22 protein-coding genes are annotated in these 25,638 nt (G+C 44.2%); 2 read left to right on the plus strand and 20 right to left on the minus strand.

Annotation, left to right across the window (positions count from 1 at the left end; translation table 11 throughout):
• Positions 1–408 precede the first annotated feature (408 nt).
• From FYJ84_RS10360 to FYJ84_RS10405, 10 genes are all read right to left on the minus strand, one after another.
• Entirely contained in the window at positions 409–804 is a 396-nt protein-coding gene (locus FYJ84_RS10360; RefSeq protein ID WP_154407539.1) for an HI0074 family nucleotidyltransferase substrate-binding subunit, read from the minus strand.
• The gene (locus FYJ84_RS10365; protein WP_154407540.1) at positions 788–1,081 is read right to left on the minus strand and encodes a nucleotidyltransferase family protein; all 294 of its coding nucleotides are present in this window, start codon (positions 1,079–1,081) and stop codon (positions 788–790) included. The genes FYJ84_RS10360 and FYJ84_RS10365 overlap by 17 nt, the downstream gene beginning before the upstream one ends.
• A gap of 110 nt (positions 1,082–1,191) precedes the next feature.
• A complete protein-coding gene (locus FYJ84_RS10370; RefSeq protein WP_154407541.1) occupies positions 1,192–2,031 on the minus strand; it encodes a MurR/RpiR family transcriptional regulator in 840 nt (279 codons plus the stop codon).
• 186 nt (positions 2,032–2,217) lie between these two features.
• Complete coding sequence (locus FYJ84_RS10375) at positions 2,218–4,023, minus strand: glycoside hydrolase family 9 protein (RefSeq protein ID WP_154407542.1); 1,806 nt, start codon at positions 4,021–4,023, stop codon at positions 2,218–2,220.
• Between the two features lie 198 nt (positions 4,024–4,221).
• The gene (locus FYJ84_RS10380) at positions 4,222–5,136 is read right to left on the minus strand and encodes a LysR family transcriptional regulator (protein ID WP_154407543.1); all 915 of its coding nucleotides are present in this window, start codon (positions 5,134–5,136) and stop codon (positions 4,222–4,224) included.
• Positions 5,137–5,147: 11 nt separating this feature from the next.
• Positions 5,148–6,338: an FIST N-terminal domain-containing protein gene (locus FYJ84_RS10385; protein ID WP_154407544.1), complete on the minus strand. Its 1,191-nt coding sequence runs from the start codon at positions 6,336–6,338 to the stop codon at positions 5,148–5,150.
• 121 nt (positions 6,339–6,459) lie between these two features.
• On the minus strand, positions 6,460–8,742 hold the full coding sequence (locus tag FYJ84_RS10390) for an ATP-binding protein (RefSeq protein ID WP_235901429.1): 2,283 nt from the start codon (positions 8,740–8,742) through the stop codon (positions 6,460–6,462).
• 40 nt (positions 8,743–8,782) lie between these two features.
• Positions 8,783–9,145 (minus strand): response regulator, encoded by a 363-nt coding sequence (locus FYJ84_RS10395; RefSeq protein WP_205764210.1) that lies wholly within the window; start codon positions 9,143–9,145, stop codon positions 8,783–8,785.
• 19 nt (positions 9,146–9,164) lie between these two features.
• Positions 9,165–10,595: an HD domain-containing phosphohydrolase gene (locus tag FYJ84_RS10400; protein WP_205764211.1), complete on the minus strand. Its 1,431-nt coding sequence runs from the start codon at positions 10,593–10,595 to the stop codon at positions 9,165–9,167.
• A gap of 282 nt (positions 10,596–10,877) precedes the next feature.
• Positions 10,878–12,299: a phosphohexomutase domain-containing protein gene (locus FYJ84_RS10405; RefSeq protein ID WP_235901426.1), complete on the minus strand. Its 1,422-nt coding sequence runs from the start codon at positions 12,297–12,299 to the stop codon at positions 10,878–10,880.
• 140 nt (positions 12,300–12,439) lie between these two features.
• Between FYJ84_RS10405 and FYJ84_RS10410 the strand changes: the two genes are divergently transcribed.
• Together FYJ84_RS10410 and FYJ84_RS10415 are read left to right on the plus strand one after the other, a co-directional pair.
• Entirely contained in the window at positions 12,440–13,285 is an 846-nt protein-coding gene (locus FYJ84_RS10410) for an Rpn family recombination-promoting nuclease/putative transposase (protein WP_205764212.1), read from the plus strand.
• A 41-nt stretch (positions 13,286–13,326) separates the two neighbouring features.
• A complete protein-coding gene (locus FYJ84_RS10415) occupies positions 13,327–13,530 on the plus strand; it encodes a hypothetical protein (RefSeq protein ID WP_154407550.1) in 204 nt (67 codons plus the stop codon).
• Between the two features lie 86 nt (positions 13,531–13,616).
• Here FYJ84_RS10415 and FYJ84_RS10420 read toward each other — a convergent pair whose 3' ends face one another.
• Genes FYJ84_RS10420 through FYJ84_RS10465 form a run of 10 tightly spaced genes read right to left on the minus strand, consistent with a single transcriptional unit; the run spans position 13,617 to position 25,635 of the window.
• Positions 13,617–14,702: an acyltransferase family protein gene (locus FYJ84_RS10420; protein WP_154407551.1), complete on the minus strand. Its 1,086-nt coding sequence runs from the start codon at positions 14,700–14,702 to the stop codon at positions 13,617–13,619.
• Complete coding sequence (locus tag FYJ84_RS10425) at positions 14,695–15,318, minus strand: NeuD/PglB/VioB family sugar acetyltransferase (RefSeq protein WP_205764213.1); 624 nt, start codon at positions 15,316–15,318, stop codon at positions 14,695–14,697. The genes FYJ84_RS10420 and FYJ84_RS10425 overlap by 8 nt, the downstream gene beginning before the upstream one ends.
• A 4-nt stretch (positions 15,319–15,322) precedes the next feature.
• A complete protein-coding gene (locus tag FYJ84_RS10430; RefSeq protein WP_154407553.1) occupies positions 15,323–16,909 on the minus strand; it encodes a glycosyltransferase in 1,587 nt (528 codons plus the stop codon).
• Between the two features lie 14 nt (positions 16,910–16,923).
• The gene (locus FYJ84_RS10435) at positions 16,924–19,269 is read right to left on the minus strand and encodes a glycosyltransferase family protein (protein WP_154407554.1); all 2,346 of its coding nucleotides are present in this window, start codon (positions 19,267–19,269) and stop codon (positions 16,924–16,926) included.
• Positions 19,270–19,291: 22 nt separating this feature from the next.
• Entirely contained in the window at positions 19,292–20,035 is a 744-nt protein-coding gene (locus tag FYJ84_RS10440; RefSeq protein ID WP_205764214.1) for an ABC transporter ATP-binding protein, read from the minus strand.
• Between the two features lie 9 nt (positions 20,036–20,044).
• On the minus strand, positions 20,045–20,836 hold the full coding sequence (locus tag FYJ84_RS10445) for an ABC transporter permease (RefSeq protein ID WP_154407555.1): 792 nt from the start codon (positions 20,834–20,836) through the stop codon (positions 20,045–20,047).
• Positions 20,833–21,936 carry a DegT/DnrJ/EryC1/StrS family aminotransferase gene (locus tag FYJ84_RS10450; protein WP_328596378.1) on the minus strand — a complete coding sequence of 368 codons (1,104 nt, stop codon included), beginning with the start codon at positions 21,934–21,936 and terminating at the stop codon, positions 20,833–20,835. The genes FYJ84_RS10445 and FYJ84_RS10450 overlap by 4 nt, the downstream gene beginning before the upstream one ends.
• Before the next feature lie 13 nt (positions 21,937–21,949).
• The gene (gene gmd, locus FYJ84_RS10455) at positions 21,950–23,026 is read right to left on the minus strand and encodes a GDP-mannose 4,6-dehydratase (protein WP_154407556.1); all 1,077 of its coding nucleotides are present in this window, start codon (positions 23,024–23,026) and stop codon (positions 21,950–21,952) included.
• Between the two features lie 21 nt (positions 23,027–23,047).
• Positions 23,048–24,235, minus strand: coding sequence for a glycosyltransferase family 4 protein (locus tag FYJ84_RS10460; RefSeq protein WP_154407557.1), 1,188 nt, complete (start codon positions 24,233–24,235; stop codon positions 23,048–23,050).
• 8 nt (positions 24,236–24,243) lie between these two features.
• On the minus strand, positions 24,244–25,635 hold the full coding sequence (locus FYJ84_RS10465; RefSeq protein ID WP_154407558.1) for a mannose-1-phosphate guanylyltransferase/mannose-6-phosphate isomerase: 1,392 nt from the start codon (positions 25,633–25,635) through the stop codon (positions 24,244–24,246).
• Between the last annotated feature and the right edge of the window lie 3 nt (positions 25,636–25,638).

Genomic DNA, 25,638 nt, shown 5'->3' on the forward strand with positions numbered 1-25,638 from the left:
CATAATATTTACAAACATGCCTTTGGGATTTTTGCTTATAATCCTGAAGGTTTGTTAAGTGCACTTTATTTCAAGAATTTGCTTCAAAAACTTTTGAGAAAACCTGTTGACATATTACCAGGTTGCTTATGAAACACTTTAAAATGACACCGAAGCACCGTTACAAAAATAAAAAATTCCTCTGTAACAGTGCTTTTCTTTTTTCAGAGTTTTTTCATTTTTCCCAAACACTTCTACCAAGACACAAAAAAATAAGGACACAGCCCAAAACTGCATCCTCATTAGCAAGCCAAATACCCTGCCCAAAATATGAAACATGAATCATGAATCATCAAATATCAAATATGAATCATGAATCATCAAATATCAAATATGAAATATGAAATTTCAAATACCAAATTTTACATTTCAAAGCTCATTCATCTTATTCAGAAGCTCTTTTTCCAGCACAACAAAAGCCGCAATAAAGCTGTCCCTTATCAACAGCAACATTTCATCTACCTTATCTTCATCGTACATATGCGCAGCCATATTACGCTTTTTCAGCATCATCAGCCACACAGCTTCATCATTGATAAAACCATGCCTATAGGCAAGCTGCAAAATTTCCCTAGGAGAGCCTGTAGCAGCCCCCTCTACCCCATGCAGGCGCAAAGCTTCACCAACGGCTTTCCAAGCAAGTTCAAAAGTAAGATTAAACTGACCTATTACACCAGTACGATAAATTTCATCCTGCGTTGCCATCACAAAATCAGCACGCTTCAACACCTGTAAACAATTAGAAAAATTATCCAGTTTTTTCATAAAGCGTAATTCCGTCCCTTTCTATCTCACATTTCAACCCATCTGAAATTCCTTTATCCAGCTCCACAATATCAAACATAAGCAGTGAGAAAATCTTTTCCTTCACATCCCAATAAAAGCCGTCAAAATCCCCCCCGGCAACGGCAATGTCCACATCGCTTCTATCCACATTCGTTCCTCTAGCGCGGGAGCCAAACAATATCACTCTTTCAATCCCTCTAGCTTTGGCAAATTTCATAATATCTTTCAACACTCTATCAGGAAGATTATATCTCATAAGCAGCCCACCTTGCTTTTATCCAACCTGCCAAACCATCTCATAACTCCCGGCACATCACCCTGCACCGCTTCCGTTCTCATCTGCCGTATTCAATCAATCTAATAGCCTCAATACTGAAAATGCAGCTTCAGCCAGTTATCCCGCTGGCTCACATCCTTCAGCCCCTTCTGGGCCACCAGGGAGGCAAACAGCACATCCACCACATACTTGGCACCTGCCAGGAAAATCCGCGGCCCCAGCTCCTCCAGCTTCTTCACGCTGGCCACCGGCAGCATAATATCCGCCAGGCCGCCCAGGGTGGTATCTGTCTCCGAGGTAATCAGAAGTATCTTGCCGCCCTTGCTCTTGATGGTACGGGCCATATCTACCAGCATGCGGTTCTCACCGGTACGGCTGATAAATATGCTGAGATGGCTCCTGGGCGCACTTGCCGCCATCAGGTACATCTGCCCCACCGAGGCGGTCAGGCTATAGCTCTTATCCACCATAAGCAAGCTGGATGCCGCCAGATTGGCTATATTGTAGTTGTCATCCGTAGCATAAAAATCCAGATGCCCGGCCGCCTTGATAGCCTCAATAGCCTTCACCACCAGCACAGGCTGCAGCCCTGCATGGGTGTCCTTCAGGGCATTCACCTCCATATGGGTGACCTTGTCCATAATCATCCGCACCGTATCTCTGCTGTTGAAGCCCTCGTACTTCTGAGGCTGATTGACATATTGCAGCATCTCCGCCATAAAGCGTATCTTGAAATCCGTATAGCCCTCAAAGCCCATCTTCTGGCTAAAGCGCACAATAGCCGCCGAGCTGGTATAAGTCAGCTTGGCCAGCTGCCGAGTGGACAGTGCTGCCAGCCCCCGGTAATTCTCCAGCAGAAAATCAGCAATCATTTTCTCGGAGTCAGAAAATCCCTCTTGTTCCTTCAGTTCCTTAATCAGCTTTGACAAAACCATTCCCCCCAGCGGTTTATCTACTTACTTATATATCTAAGTATAGCAAAATTCCCCCTGCCTGAAAAGGAAACTGCACCATCACAACTAAAAAAGCGCAAAAAAAGACAGCTCCGAGGGGTTGGACTAATAGGAGCTGTCACAGAAAAGAGATGATTGCACGAAGAAACTGTGCAATATTTTTTATTTAAAGTCCCAGAGCGGGAAGTCTCTGGTGAGCTTCAAATCGTCAGCCTTGATATTCTTGTCCGGCTGCATGAAGTAAGACAGGGCATAAATGCCTGCACCGCAATAATCAATAGCATACTCGTTAGTGGACCAGGACATAAGCACATCAATATAGCACTTGGCCGGTGCCGGATTGTACTTGGCAATATACTCGGTCTGGTCAGGGTCACCGCCGGACACGGCATTCGGACCGCCAATCAGAAGGCCTGGCACATAAGCGCCGGTGCTTTCATGGATACGGTTATGAGGATGCTCAGGCGGATTCTCGCCTACGCCGGTCATAAAGCTCTTGTTGAGGACATTTCTGCCAAACATATAATGAATCTGGCTCAATGCACCCTCCACATAAGCCTGCTTCGGTGCCAGCTGGTTAGCCAGCAGCAGGATATCCCCCTTGGTTACGGCATTCTTGGTAGAAGCCCAGGTATATTCATTCTGCTTGAGGGAGCAGTCAAAGCCGTCCTTGCCGATAGTGTCTACAATATCATCGGCATAGCTGATGAGGGCTGCCTGCACCTTTGCCTTGAACTCAGGATTTGCCTTGGCGGCCTTGGCATAGCTGAACTGTGCCAGTGCCAGGGTATCATCCCAGGTAAAGAAGCTTGGCTTCCGGGTGATGACGTCCTTCTGCGCCGTCATGAGATACTTCTCATATTTCTTGTCGCCGGTGGTGCGGAACAGCTCCGCTGCCAGCCAGCAGCGCTCGGTGGCATCCGCAGTATCGTTATAAGGGCCGGAACCGCTTTCCTGTCCCTCATCCACCCGGTAGACGGACTCCTTCTCCTTGGCAAGATATGCCCATGCCTTCTCGGCATTCTTCAGGCAGTCCTTGGCAAATGCCTTGTCAATGTCAGCATACACCCTGCCTGCCATCGCCATGGAGGCGCCATACATTGCGGTGCTGGCAGTGCAGGTGCTGTACAGGTAACGCTGCTGGGTATCGGTATCAGGTGACTTGTCAAAGCCCGGCCACTGGGCACCGGAAATCTTGTGGAAGGTGCTGCCGTCGCTGCGCTGCATCTTCTTCATAAACTCCAGCTCGAACTTTACCTCGCTGAGGGCATCAGGCATATTCTCCTCCTGCACGCCCTCCGGGAAGAAAAGCTGCCCCTTGAAGAACTTGTCTGGATTTGCCTCATAAGCCATCATCAGCTCCGCGCTGGCAATGGCAGCCGTAGTGGTGTACTTGCCATAATCACCGGCATCATACCAGCCGCCGCTGGCATCCACCACATCACCCTTCTTGTTCAGCTTGTCAGTAAAATAAACCTGGGCTTCCTTGTCCTGGGCATGGCCGCTGACAATCTTCAGTCCCGTCAGCTTGTCATTCATCGGCGTATTGCTGCGGGACAGGGTGTATGAACGCCAATTCTGCAACGCAGGCACGGCATAAACATTCTTGCCAATAGCAAAGTCAGCAGATTCCTCGCCGCCTGCTACCAGCTTGTAGGTCCCAGGCACCTTAAAATCAGAAAAATCAGCCCTTGCCACATACTCGCCGGACATATCGTCATAAGCCTTGTCAGTGAGCTTGCCCTGATATACGGTCTTGCCGGTAGCAGTGTCCACGAGGGAAAAATCCTTGCTGTCCCCCTTCAGGGAAATCATGGCCACCTTGCTGTAGTCCTCCAGGTAGCCTACCTGGTCAACGTGAATCCCCTCTGAAGCTGCCATTGCCACATTATCATTCATTGTGCCCAGCGGCAGCAGCATGCCAATCCCCAAAGCCGCCATAATCGGCATTTTCCTTGCTAATTTCATTTATTCCTTCTCCTTTGCCTAAAAATCCTCTTTCCAAAAAATCATTGAGCTCTCTTATGGCTTAACAATACCACACCCACAATCAATAATAAACACTTGCAAATTAGCGTAAAACATCGTGCCAATAAAAAATACAATGCCGCGTAACATTGTTACACGACACTGTATTCAGTCAATTCATATAAGGTTCGGGAAATTTCAGTGCCCTTCCTTTTGGAAATGGCTCCTGAATTCCTCGGTGGCAATATAATGCTTGATAAAATCCAAAAATCTCCTGTCCATATCGCTCAGCTGCTTTTCCCCGCCCCAGTAAAGGCAGATATTCACCTTGAGGGGCGGTGTCAGCTGGCGGCGCACGAAAATCGTCTCCTCGTTGGTCACGAAGTCCGGCAGCACCGAAATCCCCAGCCGGTTGCCTACCAGCTGCTTGATGGTCTTCAGCTGGGTGGTGCACAGGAGGATATCCGGGATATACCCCCGCTCCACGCAGCGCTCGTACACTTGCTGGTACTGGTAGGTATTGGACTGCTGCATAATGAAGTGCTCATTCTTCAAATCATCAAAGCTGATTTCTTCCCTGCGTGACAGGGGCAGCTCAGGGCTGACGCACAGGCTCATGTTGTCGGTCATAATCAGCAGCTTGTTGCTCATTTCCTCCGCCCGGCTGGAAAAAATAATGCCAAAATCCAGCTCCCCGGAGTTGGCCTTCTCCATGACCTCCGTAGAGTCCCCGTACTCCTTCACATCCAGGTTCATATCAGGGTACATAGCCTTGAAGCTGGTGAAAAGATCCGGAAACAGGTATGCCTCCACCATAGGGGGAATGCCAAAATGCACCGTCCCCTGCTTTTCCAGCTGAAAACGCTCCATGTCCCGGTAGGTATCCTCCACGGATTTCATAATCTGCTCCGCATGGAGAAGAAACGCCTTGCCCTCATTGGTGAGGGTGACATGCTTCTGCCGCCTGTCAATCAAAGTCAGCTTCAGCTCCGTCTCCAGGGACTTGATGGCCTTGGTAACAGAAGGCTGGGAAACATGCAGTTCCTCCGCCGTCCTGGTAAAATTCTTCAGTCGGCTCAGGGTGCAGAAGTATTCCAGTTGTCTAAAATCCATGCCGCCACCCCCTACATCACCAGCATGGTAAAGGTGGTATTGTGGAAGGTATTCTTCTCCCTGCTGCCGCCTGCGGCACGGCTGGGGCAGATTTCCCCGAAGGAATAAAAGCCGGACATGCTCATGCCCTCAGGTATCATGTGCACATAGCCCTGTGCCTCCAGCTCGATATCATTGGCATAGCTCATCAGCCTTGAGGCGCAGGAGGTAATAATCAGCGTGGAAAAGTCATAGTCATGCCTTTTCTTGACCTCCGCCAGTGCCCTGATGGCAACCTCCTCCACGGAATCATGGATGTCCTCCTTGCTGATGATGCCAATCTGCACGTTGGCACCTAGGGGCACCTTGCCCAGAAACAGGCCGCCCCCGGTCTCCTTGTCCACAAAGGCCAGCTGGCGCATCAGCTCCATCTCGCCGCCTTCCTCCGTCCTGTAGCGAATCCTGAAAGGCGTATTCACATAATCGCAGACATTAACTTCGGGATTGATGCTGAAACCTGCCTTGTCAAGAGCTTCTGCCAGAGGCATATCATCCAGCTTCATGACCATGTTGCCCTGCACCTCTGTCACAACGCCCTCGTAGTCCAGAGTGCTTTCCACATTAAAGCCGTACTGAATTACCTTCTGCACCTTGCCGGTAATCACCATCAGCGCCAAGGCATGATTCATGACGCGCTTGCCGCAGACAACACGGCATTCATTCATCACAAAGCTATCGGAAGCCAGACCGCCATACACCGGCACACCGTGGCAAAGCTCGTCCAGGGTATCCACAAAATCCTCCCCCATCATATCCAGAGTAGGATTGCCATAGGCCAGCACCAGCTTTACATCCTCATCATCCACACCGGCAGTCAGGCTGTTGTACAGAGCCGTTATCCCAGCCCTGGCATTGGCAGCCGTCAGTTCATTGGTGCAGCCCGTATGAAAAACGCAGTCCCCGGAGGTAAAGATATGCAGGGAAATCCCCTCATTCTTGAAGCCATCCATGGTAAACATGGCCACAGCCGTAGTGCCCACAATGGGCACCCCGAACTCATCCTGCAACCTGCCGGCCAGCTCCTCCAAATCCGTATCAGGATGGGCAAACAGCAGCCCCGCGCTATGGGCCTCCAGCTTAAAATCACCGAACTGTGACACCAGCTCATCTATCGCTATATCCAAATCATCTATCTCATCAGTAAATAAAGCTACTGATTTCATTGCTCTCACTCCACATATATCTCAAAATCCCCGAATTTATGACCTCAAGCCACAGCCTGAAAACACGTCCCCAACATGTCAGGGGAGATATGCCCCGAAGCTATATCCCCCTTCAGGCAGGCTACTTCCACTGGCCGATCAGCTCCTCCAGGGCATCATAATCAAAATCATCCCCGGCGGTCTTCATCTGCTCCAAAAGCCGCCGCTGCTCATCAGTCACCTTGAACTTGGACATCTTTTTCAGCAGGCTGCCAAAGCCGTCCAGGTCATAATCCCCCAGGGCCTCGTTCATCTTGCCGATAGTTTCCTCCAGCTCCTGACGGGAAGCCTCCTCCAGCTGGCTGTCGTTCTGATGCTGCAGGAGCTCATCCACAAACCTGTCGCTGATAAAGGCCAGCACCGCGCTGTACTTGGCAAGGAGCTTGTCCAGATTCTTGATGATGTATTCGTAGTCACCATTCTTGCCTGCCATCTCATGAGCCTTGGCCATGGATGACAGCTCGTTCTGCCCGATCAGTGCCGCCACGCTCTTGAGGGCATGCACCTCGATGGTGTAATTCTTCAAGTCCTTGCTCTCAGCCAGCTCGCCCAAAAGGCGGATTTTCTTCCTGCCATCGGTGTACACCTGCCGCAGGATATCCTTGTCCACATCGTCCATCTGGGTAGTAAACGGCTTTTCCAGCACCACCAGCTTGCTGGAATCAATAAACTTTTGCAGGCATGCATCCAGTGCCTTGGCCTCAAGAGGCTTCGGCAAAAAGCCCTGGAAGCCATACTCCAGGTACTGCTCCCTGACACCGCTGATGGCATTGGCAGTCAGGGCAATCACCACGCTGTTCCGCTGCTCCGGAATCTCACGCAGCTTGTAAAGGGCCTCCACGCCATCCATCACCGGCATCATGTGATCCATGAAGACGATATCGAACAGCTCCTTGTTGAGGATATTCAAGGCCTCCATGGCACTCTCCGCCGTGTACACCTGCACCTTGTACGGGGTGAGCATACCCTCTGCCACCTTCAGGTTCACCTTGTTGTCGTCTACCACCAGCACCTTCACGTTCTCCGTGGTAAAGGTATACTTGAACAGCTTGTCCTGTCCGGCATTCTCCGCATGGTTCACCTTGCCCATAGGCCGCCAGTCCTCCACCTCGTTGACCATGGTCCAGGAGAAGGTACTGCCCTTGCCGTAAACGCTGTCCACCGTAATAGAGCCTCCCATAGACTCGCACAGCTTGCGGCTGATGGCAAGCCCCAGGCCGGTTCCTTCCACGGAACGATTTCTCTTGGTGTCCACCTGCTCAAAGCTTGAGAACAGCTTCACCAGGTCCTTGGGCTTGATGCCGATGCCGGTATCCTCTACGCTGCCATAGAGCTTGACGCTCTTGCCGTCACCCAGCTTCTCATAGGTCAGGCGCAGGGTGATAGTGCCTTCCTCGGTAAACTTCACCGCATTGTTCAGGAGATTCACCATGACCTGCTTAATCCTGATTTCATCCCCCAGCATGGTGTACGGGATGTTTTCATCCACCTCCAGCACCAGCTTGACCTTCTTGCCCTTCAGGCGGACATTGATCATGGTGGAAACATCAATGATAATAGAGGACATCTGGAATGGCAGTGTCACCAGATCCATCTTGCCTGCCTCAATCTTGGAAAAGTCCAGAATATCGTTGATAATCGTCAGCAGGGAAGCCGAGGCATTCTTGATCATGATGGCATTTTCCCTGGCAAAGGAATCCGTTGTATCGCGGATAATAAACTCCGACATGCCGTTGATGGCATTCATCGGTGTGCGGATTTCATGAGACATATTGGCCAGGAAGCTGGTCTTCGCCCTGTCAGCGCTCTCGGCACGCTCCTTGGCAGTGATGATATCCGTAATATCCACCATGATAATCATGACACCGGCAATCTCATTCTGGTCATTAATGGCAGGGCGGATGTAAATATCAAAGGTCTCCTCCGTTCCATGCACCACCATCTTGTCCATATACTGGATGTTCTTGCCCTCATCCCTGGCCTCCACGCACATAGCTTCCAGATGGCGGCGGCCGATGCGGTCAATCAGCCCGTCAAACACCTCAATCACAGGCACCCCCTGATTGACCTGCTCAGGGGTAAGGGTGGAACGCTGATAGTACGGTGCCGTAGCCATTACCGTGTTCAGATCCGTATCCAGCATGATAGAAATATTCGGCGAATTCTGCAGCAGCATGGCGTTATAAAAAACCTGCTGTCCCCTGGTTTTCTCGCTGAACTCCCTGAACTTGATTGCCTGCTCATTCATGACCGAGAGGATGTTGTTCTCCCTCTGCAGCCTCTTTACCTCCCGGTTAGCCTTTTTCAGCTCCAGCTTCAATGCCTTCAGCCGGTTCTCCCTTTCTTCTGCAATCACTGCATCCATTTCACTCACACTCAGCCCTCCCCAAAAATCAAATTCACCTTTAGCAATACTTTGCCACCACGGACAAAAGCTCCTCCTTCTTGAAAGGCTTCATCACAATATCCTGCACACCTGCTGCCTCCGCCCGTTCCCTGGTCTCCGGCTCCTCATCCGCCGTCAGGAACACCACCGGTATATCCTTGGCCGCCTGGTCTGCCCGGAGCCTCTCCAGCACCTCAAAGCCATCCATCTCCGGCATCATGATGTCCAGCAAAATCAAATCCGGCCTGTTCTTTTCCAGAAACTTGAAGGCACGCTCCCCGGAGGGAACCAGCACCGGCTTGTAGGCCTCATTTTCCTTCAGCACCTTGTCTGCCATCTTGAGATTGATTGCACTATCATCTACTACCAATATCTTCTTCATATCCATAATCCCCTTACCATTATTTCTCACGGAGCTCAAAATCCTTGTCCCCATCAATAATATCAATCATGATGTTGGCGAAAATCGGGTCAAACTGCGTCCCCATGCCCTTTTCAATCTCAGCCCGCACCATAGCCTGCGTCATCCGCTCACGGTAGGCCCGGATAGAGGTCATGGAGTCATAGGCATCCGCCACGCTGATGATCCGCACCAGATCAGGAATATCCATGCCCTGCTTGCCATCAGGATAGCCCAGCCCGTCATAGCGCTCATGGTGCCAGCGTGCCGCCTCATAGACACCGGGCACAGCGGTGATCCCCTGCAAAATCTCCGCCCCCAGCACAGGATGTGCCTTGACAATGGCATATTCCTTGTCTGTCAGGCTTTCCGGCTTGTTGATAATCTCATCGGGGATGCCGATTTTGCCAATATCATGCAGCAGGGCGGCATACTTGATGGCAGTAATCTGCTCCTCATCACAGCCCAGCTTTTTGGCAATCATCACCGCATACTTTGCCACACGCTCCGAATGTCCCTTGGTATACTTGTCCTTGGCATCAATAGTGCGCCCCAGGGCATCCACCACCTGGTCAAGAAGGTTTGCTATGCGCTGGTTCTTCTCCTTGTCCGCCTTGGTGCGCATATACACCTCATGCTGCAGATTGGTCTGCAAGCGGGAAAGCTGCAGCATGCGGTTGATGCGCATCATGACAATCTCCATGCGCAAAGGCTTGATCAGGTACTCGGCAGCCCCCTCGGAAATGCCCTGCAGCATGGATTCATGGGTATGCTCATCCACCATGATGGCCACAGGAATATCCATAAAGGCCTCGCTTCTTTTCAGCTCCCGCAGGGCCTCATGATTATCCTGGGATGCATCGCTGATATCCATCAGAATCATATCAGGCAGGGCTCCCCCATGAAGATGTGCAAACATCTGCTCACTGGTTTCTACCGCATCCACCTGGAACTGGTCCCGAAAAGCCTGCTTGATGCTCCCCTGGCAGCTCAGGTCAGAATCCACCACCAGAATCTTCAGCCGCTCAATCTGGTTGCCGCCACCCCGGTTGCGCAGGGACATGGCACTGTCAATCTGCCGCAGCACGCTTTCATAATAAGCAATAAAATGGTAATGGTTGCGATGGATGAATTCCTCATCACCCTCCTTTGCCGCCAGCTCAATCTGCTTTGCCCAGGCGGACAGCTCCTCCGCCCCGATATAGGCAGCAGAGCTTTTCAGCGTATGCGCCTTGATGCGGTACTTTGCCCAGTTATTCTCCAAATACAAGGATTTCAGCGCATCCAGCTGATTTTCCTCCACAAAGGAAGCGAGAATATCCAGATAAAAATCCTCATCATCCATGCAGCGCTCCAGCCCCAGCTCCAGATTCAAGAAGTCCAGCCGTGCCAAAAGCTCCGCATTGGCAAACCCCTGCTTCTCCTGTTCCATACAAATCACCATCCCTGACTACTGAAAAAACGTCCTAATGCACGTTGCCTATTGTTCTGAATTATTTATAACTACATATAATTTCCTTGCTTACTATAATAACTGAAAACTATAGAAATTTCAAGTAGTATGCATGTATTCCTAGGAAAATACACCTAGAAAATTCCTATCTGTAAAATCAACAAGCTTTTCCGCCTAGAAAAAATAGTGCAGAAGTCACAAAACCACTGCACTATCCTGAAAAACATACATATTTGCAACAATGATTGCTATAACCGCCCCCTATAGGCTGCCGAGGTTTTGGCAATCATTGATAATCGCCAACAGCTCCTGCGTCTTCTCCTGCATCAGCTGCCTGTCACCCCTTGCCTCCACATTCAGCCTGATAAGGGGCTCCGTGTTGGATTTCCGCAAATTGAAACGCCAATCAGCAAAGGCCACGCTGAGACCATCCACCTTAGACACCCTGCCGGAAGCTCCGTATAAGGCTTCTGCCCTCGCCAGGACAGCCTCCGCATCACTCACCTTGGAGTTTATCTCCCCACTGCAGGGATACATTGCCATACGCTCCTGCAGCACAGCCGACATAGGCTTGTCCAGCCTGGACAGCAGCTCAGTTACCAGCAGCCAGGGAATCATGCCGCTGTCGCAGTAGGCAAAATCGCGAAAATAATGATGCGCGCTCATTTCACCGCCATAAACAGCATTCTCACGCCGCATGGCTGCCTTGATAATGGAATGGCCGCTCCTGGACAATACCGGCACGCCGCCGCACCTTTCTACAATCTCCTGAGTATTCCAAAAAAGGCGCGGGTCATGCACTATCCTCTCACCCTTGTTTTTCGCCAGAAAAGCCTCTGCCAAAAAGCCTACCACATAATAGCTTTCGATAAAATTCCCCTTTTCATCAAAGAAAAAGCATCTGTCAAAATCGCCATCCCAGGCAATCCCCAAATCAGCTCCCTCACGCTTCACCGCCTCAATGGTAGAATGGCGATTTTCCGGCAGCAGCGGATTTGGTACGCCATTGGGGAAATTTCCATCCGGCTCATGATTTACCTTGATAAAAGTAAAGGGCAGATATTTTTCCAGCCTGTCCAGAATAGGTCCGGCAGAGCCATTGCCGCTGTTTACCACAATCTTTAGCGGCTTCAGCACAGAAACATCCACATATCCCAGCAAATGCTGCACATAGGCATCCATGATATCTATTTTTTGCACCCTGCCCTCCGGCTGCAAATTGCCGGATTTCAGCTCTGCGGAACGCTCATGATCTGCCACCTCATCGGAGGCAACTATCTTTTCCAGACCATTGCTGCCGGAAATGGGATAGGCTCCCTTCCCCACAAACTTCATGCCATTGTATTCCTTGGGATTGTGGCTGGCAGTAATCATAATGCCGCCATCGGCTTTCAAATGCACCGTACCAAAATAAACCATCTCCGTACCGCACTGCCCTATATCCAGAGCATCACAGCCAGCCTCGGTCAGACCGCGCATCAAGGCAGCCTTCAATGAAGGCCCGGACAGCCTGATGTCATTTCCCACCACAACACTGCGTGCAGCAAATCCCGTGGCAAATCTCCTGCCAATATCATAGGCCATTTCCTCATTGACCAAATCAGGATACCTGCCACGAATATCATAAGTACCAAAGCTTTTTTCAGACAAAACAAACCCTCCAATTTTTCTTAATAAAATCATATAAATCATATTTTCCCCAAAAATATATTCTCATCCTCTTTAAAAAGTGATATAATGTTTGTAGAATAACTTTTCGTATGCTGCAATGAAAGCAGTTTTCAAAAAGGATTATTTCTGATATAATGAAAGGAGAGGGAAACATGACTAACAAAAAGATTCGCGACACATTATTCTGCAAGTATGTCGGCACAGAACAACACCTGCTGGCTATTGCCAACGCAATTCGGGGCACTCATCACACCGATGCCTCCGGGATTCAGATCAATACCCTCAAGGGCAGCTTTTACAGCAATCTCAAAAACGACATTTCCTTTGTACTGGACACCCTCATCATGATGCTCATTGAGCACCAGACCACCCTCAACCCCAATATGCCTCTCAGGCTGCTGGGCTATGTAGACGAGCTTTTCCGGCTTTATATGGAGCCCGAAAAGCGGAAAATATACAGTACCGAGCTGATTCAGCTCCCTGCCCCGGAGTTTTATGTATTTTACGACGGTGACGATACCAGCTTTGAGCGTAAGACACTGAGATTAAGCGATGCCTTCAAGGCTCCCTCTCACAAGCTGGAGCTGATTGTCCATGTCTACAACCTGGCAACCGGCAAGAATGAGGATTTGAAAAGCATCTGCAAACCGCTACGGGAATACAGTACCTTTTCCAATCAGTACAAGCTCCTTAGAAAGCAGGGGCTGACTATCGATGAAGCCGTCAGGGACACCATCAGGTACTGCATTGACAAAAATGTTATGAAAGACTATCTTCAGCACAACGAAAGCGAGGTAATTGATATGTTTGGCTTTGAATGGGACGAAAAAGAAGAACGGGAAGCCCTGCTGGAAGCTGGCGAAGCACGCGGTGAAGCCCGTGGACGAATTAATTCTGCACGAGATTTACTCACCAAGGGAATTGTAACCCTACAGGCACTGAAATCATCCGGCTGTTATTCCCAAGAGGAACTGGCTGCTATCGCCAAGCCGTTGTAATAAAAATCTGTAATCGTAATACTAAAAGCGAGGTTTTTGATATGTTTGGATTTGAATATGACGAACAGGAAGAACGTGAGGCTCTGCTGGAAGCCGGATATCAACGTGGGAGAATTAAAGTTGCACGAGAACTAATCGCTAGGGGTATCGTAACCCTAGAAGCATTAAAATCCTCCGAATATTACTCCGAAGATGAATTAGTTGCTATCGCTAAACCTGATAGCATTGACTGCTCAGACATCTAATCCTATACATAAAACTCTGAAAGCGACAAATAATACCTTCTCGCTTTCAGAGTTTTTATTTATAGCGCATTTCCAAACACAAAAGCTCAATATCTACGACATGATGCATATTTTTTGGATAACGTTATAGTTGGCTTCTCAACTGTGATGTGCAATACCCATGATACAAGAACAACCACAGAAAATGTCACCATAAACCCTACCCATATATTATAATTAGCACGAACAAAGTATTCTAAAATTGTATAACCCAATACTCCATGAACTGCATACATCGGATATGATATATCTGCCATAAAACTAAATAATCGATTTTCCTTTATAACATTTTTCAAACAGTACCCCCCCGAAAATATTATAAAGGATATTATATAATTTATATAAGTATTTTCAGGCAATATACTTATATTGCTAGTTACTTTAAAAATCAGCAACAGCAATAGCATCATAATTAAGGAAACCCTAGGAGATAATATTTCACGATACATAAAATTAAATATACTGCCACACAGCATATAAATTAAAATAGGCACATCCAATAAAACAACAAACTTTTGGGTATATGGTATACTCTCAGAAAAATAGCTCATCACCAGCATCATACAACTCAAAGCTAATAACACCACAAGCAATCCGCATATTTTGTTTTTAGCAATTTTATACATAAACAAACAAATAATATAAAACTTAATCTCTATTTCTAATGTCCAAGATACCCCATCAAGGCTAGGCACCCAAAATAAATCCCTCACTAAGAATACCTGTCTCAAAAAATCACTAAACGTAATAGAAAATACACTATTGTAGATAGCACTATTAAGAAACAAAACCAATACCGTTATAGATAATGCACAAAAATATGTAGGGTATATCCTGCACATACGATTGAACAAAAAACCTTTTCCAGTGTATTTATCTAATGAAAACGGTATTACAAATCCACTAATGAGAAAAAACAAAGATACGCCTATAGCACCATAATTAAATATTGGAGGAAGTTGAAAAAAATTAAAAACTGGATATGCTGCTTCATGCAAATCCGTTCCACCTATTCTCAACAAATCATGTACAGCCTGTGGCATTGCATAAAAAACGCCAAAAAAATGACTTATTACAACTATTACGCAAGCTATCCCTCTAAGATTATTGGCAAATGCTACCTTATTATTCATTTGAAATCTCCCTTATTCTCGCTGGACAGCCAATATAAATACCATGTTTGCACAAATTTTTTACAACGATTCCCCCAGCACCTACAATAATATCGTTTTCAATATTGATATTATCTTTAACAACAGAGCCTACACCCAAAAAAACATCATCACCAATTTTAGAACGCCCTGATATTACAGCTCTAGGTGCAACATGAGTGTAAGCTCCTATCATTACTTCATGTTCAATTACAGCTGAATTATTTAAGATAGAAAAATCACCAATTTGAGCTTCCGGCCCAACATGGCAAAAATCACCTACAAAAATTCCTTTCCCCAAGTGAGCAAAACTGCTCACTGCCGCATATCTTGATATAATATTTTGAAAACTCACTTGAGAAACATTTTGAAACATGTTACACATATTTCGTCGTTTATCATTATCTCCTATCGCAACATGAATTTTCTTTCCAACAAAAAAATCTAATTCAGGCATCAATTTAACTGGAAACCCTAAAATTTTTTCTTCAGCACGAGCATTATTGTCATAAAAAACAATTTTTTCATCACAATCTGCTTGCAAAAAAACATCTGCTACACTTCTAGCATGGCCTCCACAACCAATAATATGCAACATGATATTATCTCCCATCTATACTGATAAAATACCTAAAAGCTTCTTCATATTCCTCTGCCACCTTGTCGGAAGTGCGTTTTTCCATCATCTTATAAAGTTTAAGCTGCTGTTCATATAATAAATCTGCATTAGACAATCCCCATTCAATCTTCTCAGCAATCGCCTTCCAGCTATATGGATTAAACATCATATTTTCAAGCCCAGCTGGTGCCAACACTTCTCTTACCTGAGGAATGTCACTCATAATTGATGGCGTACCAACCGACATCCCTTCTCCAAAAGTGAAGGGAAAACCGCCCTCATACAACGTAGGATTAACAACCAAGTCTGCACAGCAATATAATGCTGCTAAAGTTTGGGCAGAAACACCAGCAAAGCAGATAACATCATTCTCCAAATTATGTTCCGTTATATACTGTTTCATTTCCTTAGACGGTCTTGATACTGTTAGGAATAGTTTATGTCGAATAAACTTATTGTGCAGTAAAAACTCATAAGCCCTAAGTAAATTCATTATATTTTTACTTGGCCTACATTGGCTTGCATAAAAAATATACTTTACAGAAACCATATTCATCCGATATAAGTACCCATAACTCATTGAACTTTTTGCCATGGCAATATTAAGTAAAATATGAGAAAACTTATTATTTAAATTTTCTTTTACTCCAGTTTGTTGATTCACACCTTGCCCAATATTTATATAGTTAAGCATAGAATTATTAATATGTGATATAGATAAAACATATTCATCCAGCTTAGAGAATTTATCTTTTAATAACTTTTGTTTTATATAATCACAATATGTTATAAAATATTTTCCATGCTGCAATGTTTTTCTGCAAGACTCGATTGCATTATCCGCATTATATACACCAGCAAACCCTAGAGGAAATTTTTCAGATACTAAATCAGGTGCATTTATTACAACTGTCCCATTAGTAATTTTGCATACCTGAGGCCAAAACAAAGCAGGCACAAACCACACATCTCTCATTTCTTCAGAATTTATTTTAGAAACTAACACCTCTACTTCATTTTCATACATTTTCTCAAATAATATCAACGGCAAATCTATATGTCGTATACAAAAATACTTCACAATATAATGAGCTATTTTATTATTCTTAAAATATATTTTTGCCCTATTACCAAACAATTTAGATAAAAGCAGCAAACATATAAAAAACACAATAAAAAAACTATTTACTGCATAAATACTTGTACACATAAAAAATAAAATTTTATTACGTATTCTAGGTAATTTCATCATTTTTTTATGTGCGATTTTCATGCAAAAATGCTTGATACTGCTCAATTTTAGATTTTTTGTTTTCTTTTTATACAAAAAACTATACACATCCCATAAAGCAGGATTACCATCAGTAGTGATAAATTTTATTTTATTCAGTTGAATGCCAAAATCATCACACAAACACTTTACAGAATCCATTAACCAATTAGGGCAAGCAATTGTCACCTGATTCCCATTAGCTATAAATCCTTTTATCAATCCAGCTATATATCTGCCCAATCCTTCCTTATTCAATATTACTTGAGGTCCATAGCCTAAAAAAATTCCGATATTCATATTCCCTGCTACAATCAATAAGATTGTATATTCTCCCTTCCTGTTTGTTCATCAGAAAAACCGATAACATATTTTATATTCTCATACAATGTACCCGACACAGCCATATACGACTTTCTCATTAATAAATCCTTAGAAGGCAGTTTTTTTCTAATTTCTTCACCATTGCACTCCATATATCTAATTGCTTCAAAAACATCATCTGCTTCTAAAGCTGAAAAATAATGCACCGGAATATCCAAAAAATCGCAAAAACAGCGCATCCCTGGATAATCATTGCACATTGCCGGAACTCCTAATACCGCCCCATCGGCAACACAGAAGCTTCCATTATCCCCCTTTTGTGGCGAAATTATAAACGCAGCCCCATGCAATTTATTGAGATATTCTGCTTTAGGCAAACTTCCCACAAAATGAACTTTTTCGCGTAAAAATTTACTTTTTTTCACTATCTCCCTAATACTAGATATATATTTTTTATTACCATTATTTTGTAATTTTTTATTAATTTGTACAGAAAATAATTCCGTATCAGCACCTGTAACTATACAATCCAATTCTCCACCAGATTCATAATATTTTTCCAAACCTTGCAATACTACAATATGGTTATTATGAGGTGAAGCATTACACGACCACATAATGTAGTTGGAAGAAATTCCTTCTATTGTACCAACATTTTGCTTAAAGATACTTTCAAATTCACACAAATGAGATGATTGTATTAATTTATACTCCGGTATACCTGCATAAGACATAGCATCATCATATACTGCTTTGCTAGTAACCATAACCCTATCTGCCTGCCTTTGAAATAATAACTTCGCATTATTGACCTCCGATGTTGTTATTTCAGGAACATATCTCCAAATGTAATCATGTACAATAACTGTATATGGAACAGCAGAAATAAAGGATATTCCGATAGCATCACTTACAAATATCATATAATCAATATCACTAAAATCTGATGCATCATCATGCATAGCCATCACTTGAGCCCCAAAGAAGCTCAATTCATCTTTTGGAGCATAACCTGCAAGCTTTGTAACCCTAGTCGCCCAATCCCTATCGTGAAGCCTATAGCTACAATCACGTATTTCTATGCCCAATTTCTCTATAACTTCAAATCTTTTATATTCTCCCACCTCAAATAAACCAGGACAAATAAACGCCAATTCTACGTCTGCTTTCCTAGCCAATATTTGATGATGCAACGCCTTAATAAAACGAACTGTATAGTCAAACACACCGCCTTTATAATTTGCTGGCATGACAATACCTATTTTTTTCTTTGAACGTTTTTTGCGACTACAAGTTTCTAATTTTTGCATACCAGTCACCCAAAAAGGCATACAATATGCTTTAGACATATTATGCAATAAATTCCCCTGAGTGGCACAAACAGCTTTAATAAAATCTTTATCTCCGCGTATAAGCTTTTTAATTTTTTCCCTTGCCTCTTTGATACTTTTACAACGCCCTGGTAATGTCTTGCCGCCAAGATTATCCAGCATGCCCCCTGCCATAAACACTAACGGCATTCCATTTTTAATTGCTTCAAATGGATGATAATGTACATGCCTAGGCTCCTGGCTATGGTAAAACATGCAACTTAAAGACCGCATATTCCGTTCATAATCCTCTGCTGGTAAAAATCCTGTTACTGTGTCATCATCTACCTCAATGGGCTGTGCACCGCCAATTACATGAGGAATATCACCAAAATTTTTCTTAAAATCTTCGTATACCTTATGATAATAAGAATTACTATTTATTTTCGGACCTACAAATAAAAACCTATTATCTCCCCCTTCCCATTTATTATTGATTTCTATATTTGCCAATCCTATTGGCAAATACAAAGCTCTTTCTCTAAACAAGCTACACTCTATATCCAAAATGTTTTTATACGAAGGTGCAAACCAAAAACGCTCTCCCATATCTGCCAGCTTCTTGAAAATATTCACTGTATCACTAGCCCACAATATATCTGCATAACTTGAATTACCAGCCAATCCAAATACATGAAGGACGAGAGTCCCCTTAAAATGAGTGGCAAACCAATCTAGTACAGGTGCATAAAATAAAACAATGGCAATATCAAAATATCTATTAATTAATTCTATATGCTTACTGCTTAATCCCTCGTAAAAATCTACACCATTAAGAATATCTAATTCGTGCTTTGGTATACTTAAAGAACTATCATATTCATAAGTAATAGATGTACTATAATCAACCTCAGCAGTAAAACACTTAGGACAATAAACTTCATATCCCAATTCAATCAGGAGAGGAACAACAAATTTCCGTAAACTTGTATGATTAAACAACCATAAGACTCTTTTATTCGACATATAAATAAACCTCTTATAACTTTCATAACGTAGCTTTCAGATATTTGGATATAACCGTTTCAGGTATTCCATCTTCTATAATTTGCCCTTTTTCTATCCATATCACTCTTGTACAAAACTCTCTTACTGAGTTAAAATCATGTGAAACAAGCACCAAAATTTTTGCACTTTCAATCAACTCCGTAATTCGCTGCCTAGCTTTTTTAAAAAAAGAAGCATCCCCTGCTCCTATCACCTCATCAAGAAGAATAATATCTCCCCGTATACTGGTTGAAATGGAAAATGCAAGCCTTACCTGCATACCTGCTGAATATGTCTTCACCGGATAATCAATAAATTCTCCAATATCAGCAAACTCAATAATCTCCTTTGTCTTTTCCCTGACAATTTGTGGATGCTCTCCCAAAAGCAAGCCACGATACATAATATTTTCCCTGCCAGTAGCCTCAAAATCAAAGCCCAAATTCAACTCAAACAATGACCGAATAGTTCCTCTGACATCTACACTTCCATTAGACAAAGGATATATCCCTGCTATGGCCTTTAATAATGTTGACTTGCCAGCACCATTTCTCCCTATGATGCCAACACGCTCTCCCTCACCAATTTTCAAGGACATGCCATTTATAGCATGAACATCTTTTATTAATTTACTATTGCGTTGCTTCATTACATTACAAACCAAATCTTTTATGGAAAAAGCATTGTATGGCGATGATGGATATAATAAATCTGCATTTTCCAAACTGATATAGCAATTCTCCAAAATATCACCTCACAAAAAATATACAAGCTCTTTTTCTTCTTTACTTACTTGATAAGCACATACTATTGCCAATGCTACAATTATTCCTACAGCAAAAAGATAATCTATAGCATCAGGAAAAACACCTTCTAATAAAGGCTTACGTGCTAAATTTAAAATATGTGTAACAGGATTGTACACCAGCAATTCTGTTAATCCAGCGGCTACAAAAATCTTAGGTTCAAAATATACTGGCGAAACGAACCATATAGCCTGCAGAATAATCAACGAAAACTGCTGAAAATCTCTAAACTTGACATTTATAAAAGCTGTTAAAGTAGTTATTCCCCAGGACATAAAGATCAGCAAAACTATTGAGAATGGCAATGCACATATACTAATTAGAAAATTTTGCGGATACATAACAGTGCACCATACCAACAATCCTATTCCGGCAATAAGCAAATTAATGCTACATACTAACGCCTGCTTCAAACTATAAATCGCCATTGGATGCTTAAATTGGCGTATATATGCTTCTGCATTAATAATGGAATTTGAACCGGTAGTAACTGAAGATACAACAAAATCCCAAACGATCAGCCCTGAATACACAAATGGAGCAAAATCTAAAAATGGCGATTTAAATATAGTACCAAAAACCACAGCCAATAAAATGGTCAGCAGCAATGGATGCAATAATGTCCATAACATACCAAAAAAGGATCTACGATATTTTACATTTAATTCAGCCCTTACCAAATGAGACCAAAAAAAACGCGCTTTATATATATCTACTAAATATTCTTTTATCGTAATCACTTCCTTTTATTCAGATAAAACTCTTTTATCATATTGCAAATATAAACAACCTGTTCCTTCTGCAAGCCAGGCCAACTTGGCAAATTAATGCCACGCAAAGAAAAATCTTCACACACAGGATGCTTCTCATGACAATGATTATAAACTTCCATAGTATGAACTGGGAAAAATAAAGGCCTTGTTTCAATATTTTTTTCATCCAAGAAACTACGCAAACTATCTCTTTCCTGCTCGTTTGCTGTAAGAATGGAAAACATCCAATAGGAATGAGTTGTTCCTTCCTTCTCACCATGGCAAACTACAGGCACTTCTTTCAGAAAATCTCTATACATATCAACTAAAGCCCGTTTTTTTGCCAAAAATTCATCTGCTCTTTCCAGTTGTGCCAATCCAATAGCTGCCGCTATGTTAGTCATACGGTAATTATATGCTGGCAAATCATGCCAATATTGCTTATACGCTGATACGCCCTGAGTTTTCAGCCTTACAGCCTTATCATACAAAAGTTTATTATTAGTAACAACCATACCACCTTCGCCTGTAGTAATAGTCTTATTACCAAAAAAACTGAATGCAGAAATATCTCCATACGAACCTGCATATTTCTCACCAATCTTGCTGCCAAAGGCCTCAGCACAATCTTCTAAGACAAATAAGCCATGTTCTTTTGCTATCTTGCAAATTTTATCCATATCGCACATTTGGCCATATAAATGTACTGCCATGATTGCTTTTGTTTTTGGTGTAATTTTTCTAATAATATCCTCAGTATCCATTTGCCAAGTGTCAGGAAATGAATCAACAAAAATAGGCTTAGCTCCAGCCTGTACAATCGTATTGCTGCTGGCAATATATGTAAATGACGGAACAATAATCTCATCACCTACATTAAATCCTAAAGTTTCTAATGCCAAATGTAATGCCACTGTTCCATTGCTGCAACCAGTAGCATATTTTACACCTATGTATTCAGCAAACCTTTCTTCAAACAATTTTACATATTTTCCCTTGCATGATATCCAGGTACTTTCTAAACAGTCATCCACATATTTTTTCTCATTTCCGGTCAAATCACATTGATATACAGGTATTCTTTCCACAACTAACCTCTCCTTATTTGATAAACTGCTCTAAATTGCCATACACATACGCTTCTGCTTTTTCCATTGCAACCTTGCGTAAATCTGACTGCACCATTATTTTTACCAAATCATTAAAACTGGTTTTCACTGGATTCCATCCAAGCAAAGCCTTTGCTTTAGTAGGATCTCCCCATAAATTCACAACATCAGTAGGACGATAAAACGCCTCAGATACTTCTATTACAACCTTCCCTGTGGCTTTATCTATCCCCTTTTCTTCTAAGCCCTCACCAGTAAACTCCAAATCAATGCCTACCTCACGAAATGCTATCAAACAAAAATCACGCACTGAATGCTGTTCTCCTGTAGCAATAACAAAATCTTCCGGCTGCTTTTGCTGCAACATAAGCCACATACATTCAACATAATCTTTCGCATATCCCCAATCGCGCAACGATGATAAATTCCCCAAATATAACTTATCCTGCAAGCCTTGACTAATTCTTGCTGCTGCTAAAGTAATTTTCCTCGTTACAAAGGTTTCACCTCTGCGTTCTGACTCATGATTGAACAGAATACCTGAACAGCAATACATATTGTATGCTTCGCGATATTCCTTAACTATCCAATATCCATATTGCTTAGCAACTGCGTATGGACTATAAGGATGAAATGGCGTATTTTCATTTTGAGGAACTTCTTCCACCCTGCCATACAATTCCGATGTAGATGCCTGATATATCCTACACTTATCTTTCAGTCCACAAACCCTAACCGCTTCCAATACACGCAGGACACCAGTAGCATCAATATCAGCAGTATACTCTGGCACTTCAAAGGATACCTGTACATGGCTTTGAGCTGCCAAATTGTAAATCTCATCAGGTTTTACTGAAGAAACTAATGAAAAAATACTTGAACTGTCACTTAAATCGCCATATACTAAATGGAAATTATTATGTTTTTCTATATGATTAATGCGCTCATGATACTCAACTGATGACCGCCTGACAAGGCCATATACCTCATATCCCTTTTCCAACAAAAATTCTGACAAATAAGAACCATCCTGGCCTGTCACACCTGTAATCAATGCTCTTTTTTTCATATTTGCACTCTCCAATCTATTTTAGTTTATTCTAGTTTTATCTATTTCATAGCAATACGACATTATTGCATCCGTAAAAGCTTTCACACCAAATCTCTCCGCATTTTTCCTGCATGCCTCGCAGGATATGCTCACCTGCTCAAAATGCTCCACAGCCTCTTTTATGCTCGCCACGGTCTGCTCATCAAAGAACACCCCGGTAGCATCAGAAGTTCCCTGCCTATAGCCGCGCACCGTTTCCAGTGCACCGCCTCTGCCATAGGCAATAACAGGCGTACCGCACGCCTGCGCCTCTACCGGCGTTATGCCAAAATCTTCCTCGGCAGCGAAGACAAATGCCTTGGCATGCTGCATGTATTTTCGGAGCACATCATCAGGCTGATAGCCCAGAAGCTGCACATTATCACCGGCAATTTCCTGTATTTTCTTGAAGTCAGGCCCATCACCGATAACCACCAGCTCCCTCTCCGGCATTTCATTAAAGGCTTCCACTATCAGCTTCACCTTTTTATAGGGCACCATGCGCGAGGCAGTAAGATAATAATTCTCTTTATCCTCACAGTATTCAAAGCCTTCCACATCCACCGGCGGGTAAATCACCTCTGCCTCCCTGCCGTATACCTTTTTGATGCGCTTGGCAATAAACCTTGAATTGGCGATAAAATAATCAACGCCATTGGCAGTGCGGTAATCCCACAGGCGCATATAGTGCAAGATAGCTCTTGCCAGCCAGCCTTTTATGCCCCTGTCCAGCCCTGATTCCTTCAGATACTGGTGCTGCAAATCCCAGGCATACCGCATAGGCGAATGAACATAGCATATATGCACCTGATCAGGCCCCGTCAGTATCCCCTTCGCCACTGCATGGGAGCTGGAAATCACCAGGTCATAACCTGACACATCCAGCTGCTCTATGGCGAGGGGCATCAGCGGCAGATAGGACCTGTATTTTTTTCTTGACAAAGGCAGCCTTTGAATAAATGTGGTCTTCGGCAGCTTTCCCTGCAAAAATGCCCTATCCTTGTCAGGCAGAAAATCGCAGACACAAAACAAAGCCGCCTGGGGAAAGCATTTTAGCAGCTGCTCCAGCACCTTTTCTGAACCTGCATAAGTAACCAGCCATTCACATACAATAGCCACCTTCTTAGCCTTCACAGCTTGAACCGTCCTAGCATACCTATCAGCCTCAGCTATCTTAGCAACCTTCATGCCTGCTCTTACCCTTTCCGCCCATATACGTCATCAAAGCGAATAATATCATCATCACCAAGATACTTGCCATTCTGCACCTCTATAATCGTCAGTGGCATCTTGCCGGGATTTTCCAGCCTGTGCTTAGTAGCTATCGGTATATAGGTACTCTCATTTTCCTTAAAGATTACTGTCTTGTCATCCAGTGTCAGCTTGCCTGTGCCCTGCAGCACAGTCCAGTGCTCGCTTCTATGGTAGTGCATCTGCAAGCTCAGCTTTTCCCCCGGATTGACCGTTATTTTCTTTACCCGGTAGCCATCACCCTCGGATAGGGTTGTACTCTGCCCCCATGGCCGGTAGACGGTGATATTTTCCTGTACCTCCTGCCTCTCGGCAGCCTTTAGCTTGTTTACTATCTCCTTTACCTGCTGACTGCGGCCCTTCTCACAAATCAGCAGCGCATCGGGAGTATCCGCCACAATCAGGTTGCTTACTCCGATGGTGCATATCAGCCGTTCCCTGCCAATAATCAGATTGTCATGGGCATCAGCTGCCACCAGCTCACCGATAACCCTGTTGCCATCTTCCTCCGGCACAGTTTCCACTATGGCATCAAAGCTGCCCACATCATTCCAGTACACATCATCCATCAGGCACACCTGCATGTTGCCAGCCTTTTCCGCCACTGCATAATCCAGGGAAATATTTGGCATCTCCTGAAAATCCCTGACCAGCTCATCATAGCCCCGGGCAGTCAGCTCATATATATCCGAGGCATTTTTTGCCAGCTCCGCCAGCATCACCGCAGGAGTAAAGGCAAACATGCCCGAGTTCCAATAATACCTGCCCGATGCCACATATTGCTCTGCCAGGCTTTTATTGGGCTTTTCCTTGAAGGCTTCCACATGGTAGCAGCAATCTGACTGCTGCGCACCGCACATGATATAGCCGTAGCCAGTTTCCGGCTGCACAGGCTTGATGCCGATAGTGACGATGGCTCCTGTTCCTTCGCAGTTTTCCCTTACTTTTTTGACAACCGCCTGAAACCTGCCCACCGGCTCAATGATATGGTCAGATGGTGTCACAAAAATGCACTCGTCCTCCCGTGCCCCCAGCTTTTCCTGGCAAAATACCGTGGCAAGGGCGATGGCAGGCGCAGTATTCCTTCCCTCCGGCTCGCAGATGATATGGCAGTCCTTCAGGCCGATCTCGCTCATCTGGGACTTCACATGGTAATAATAGTCATTGTTCGTCACAATAACCATGTCCCTTGCCTTCACCATCCCCAGAAACCTGCCTGCTGTCTTCTGCAAATATGAAGTATCATCACTTATTTTGAGAAACTGCTTGGGATAATCAGCCCTGGAAAGTGGAAACAGCCTTGTGCCGCTGCCCCCTGCCAAAATGACAATCTTCATACA

The organism is Anaerovibrio slackiae (genome assembly GCF_009695585.1).
In the GTDB taxonomy this organism is placed as follows: Bacteria; Bacillota; Negativicutes; order Selenomonadales; family Selenomonadaceae; genus Anaerovibrio; species Anaerovibrio slackiae.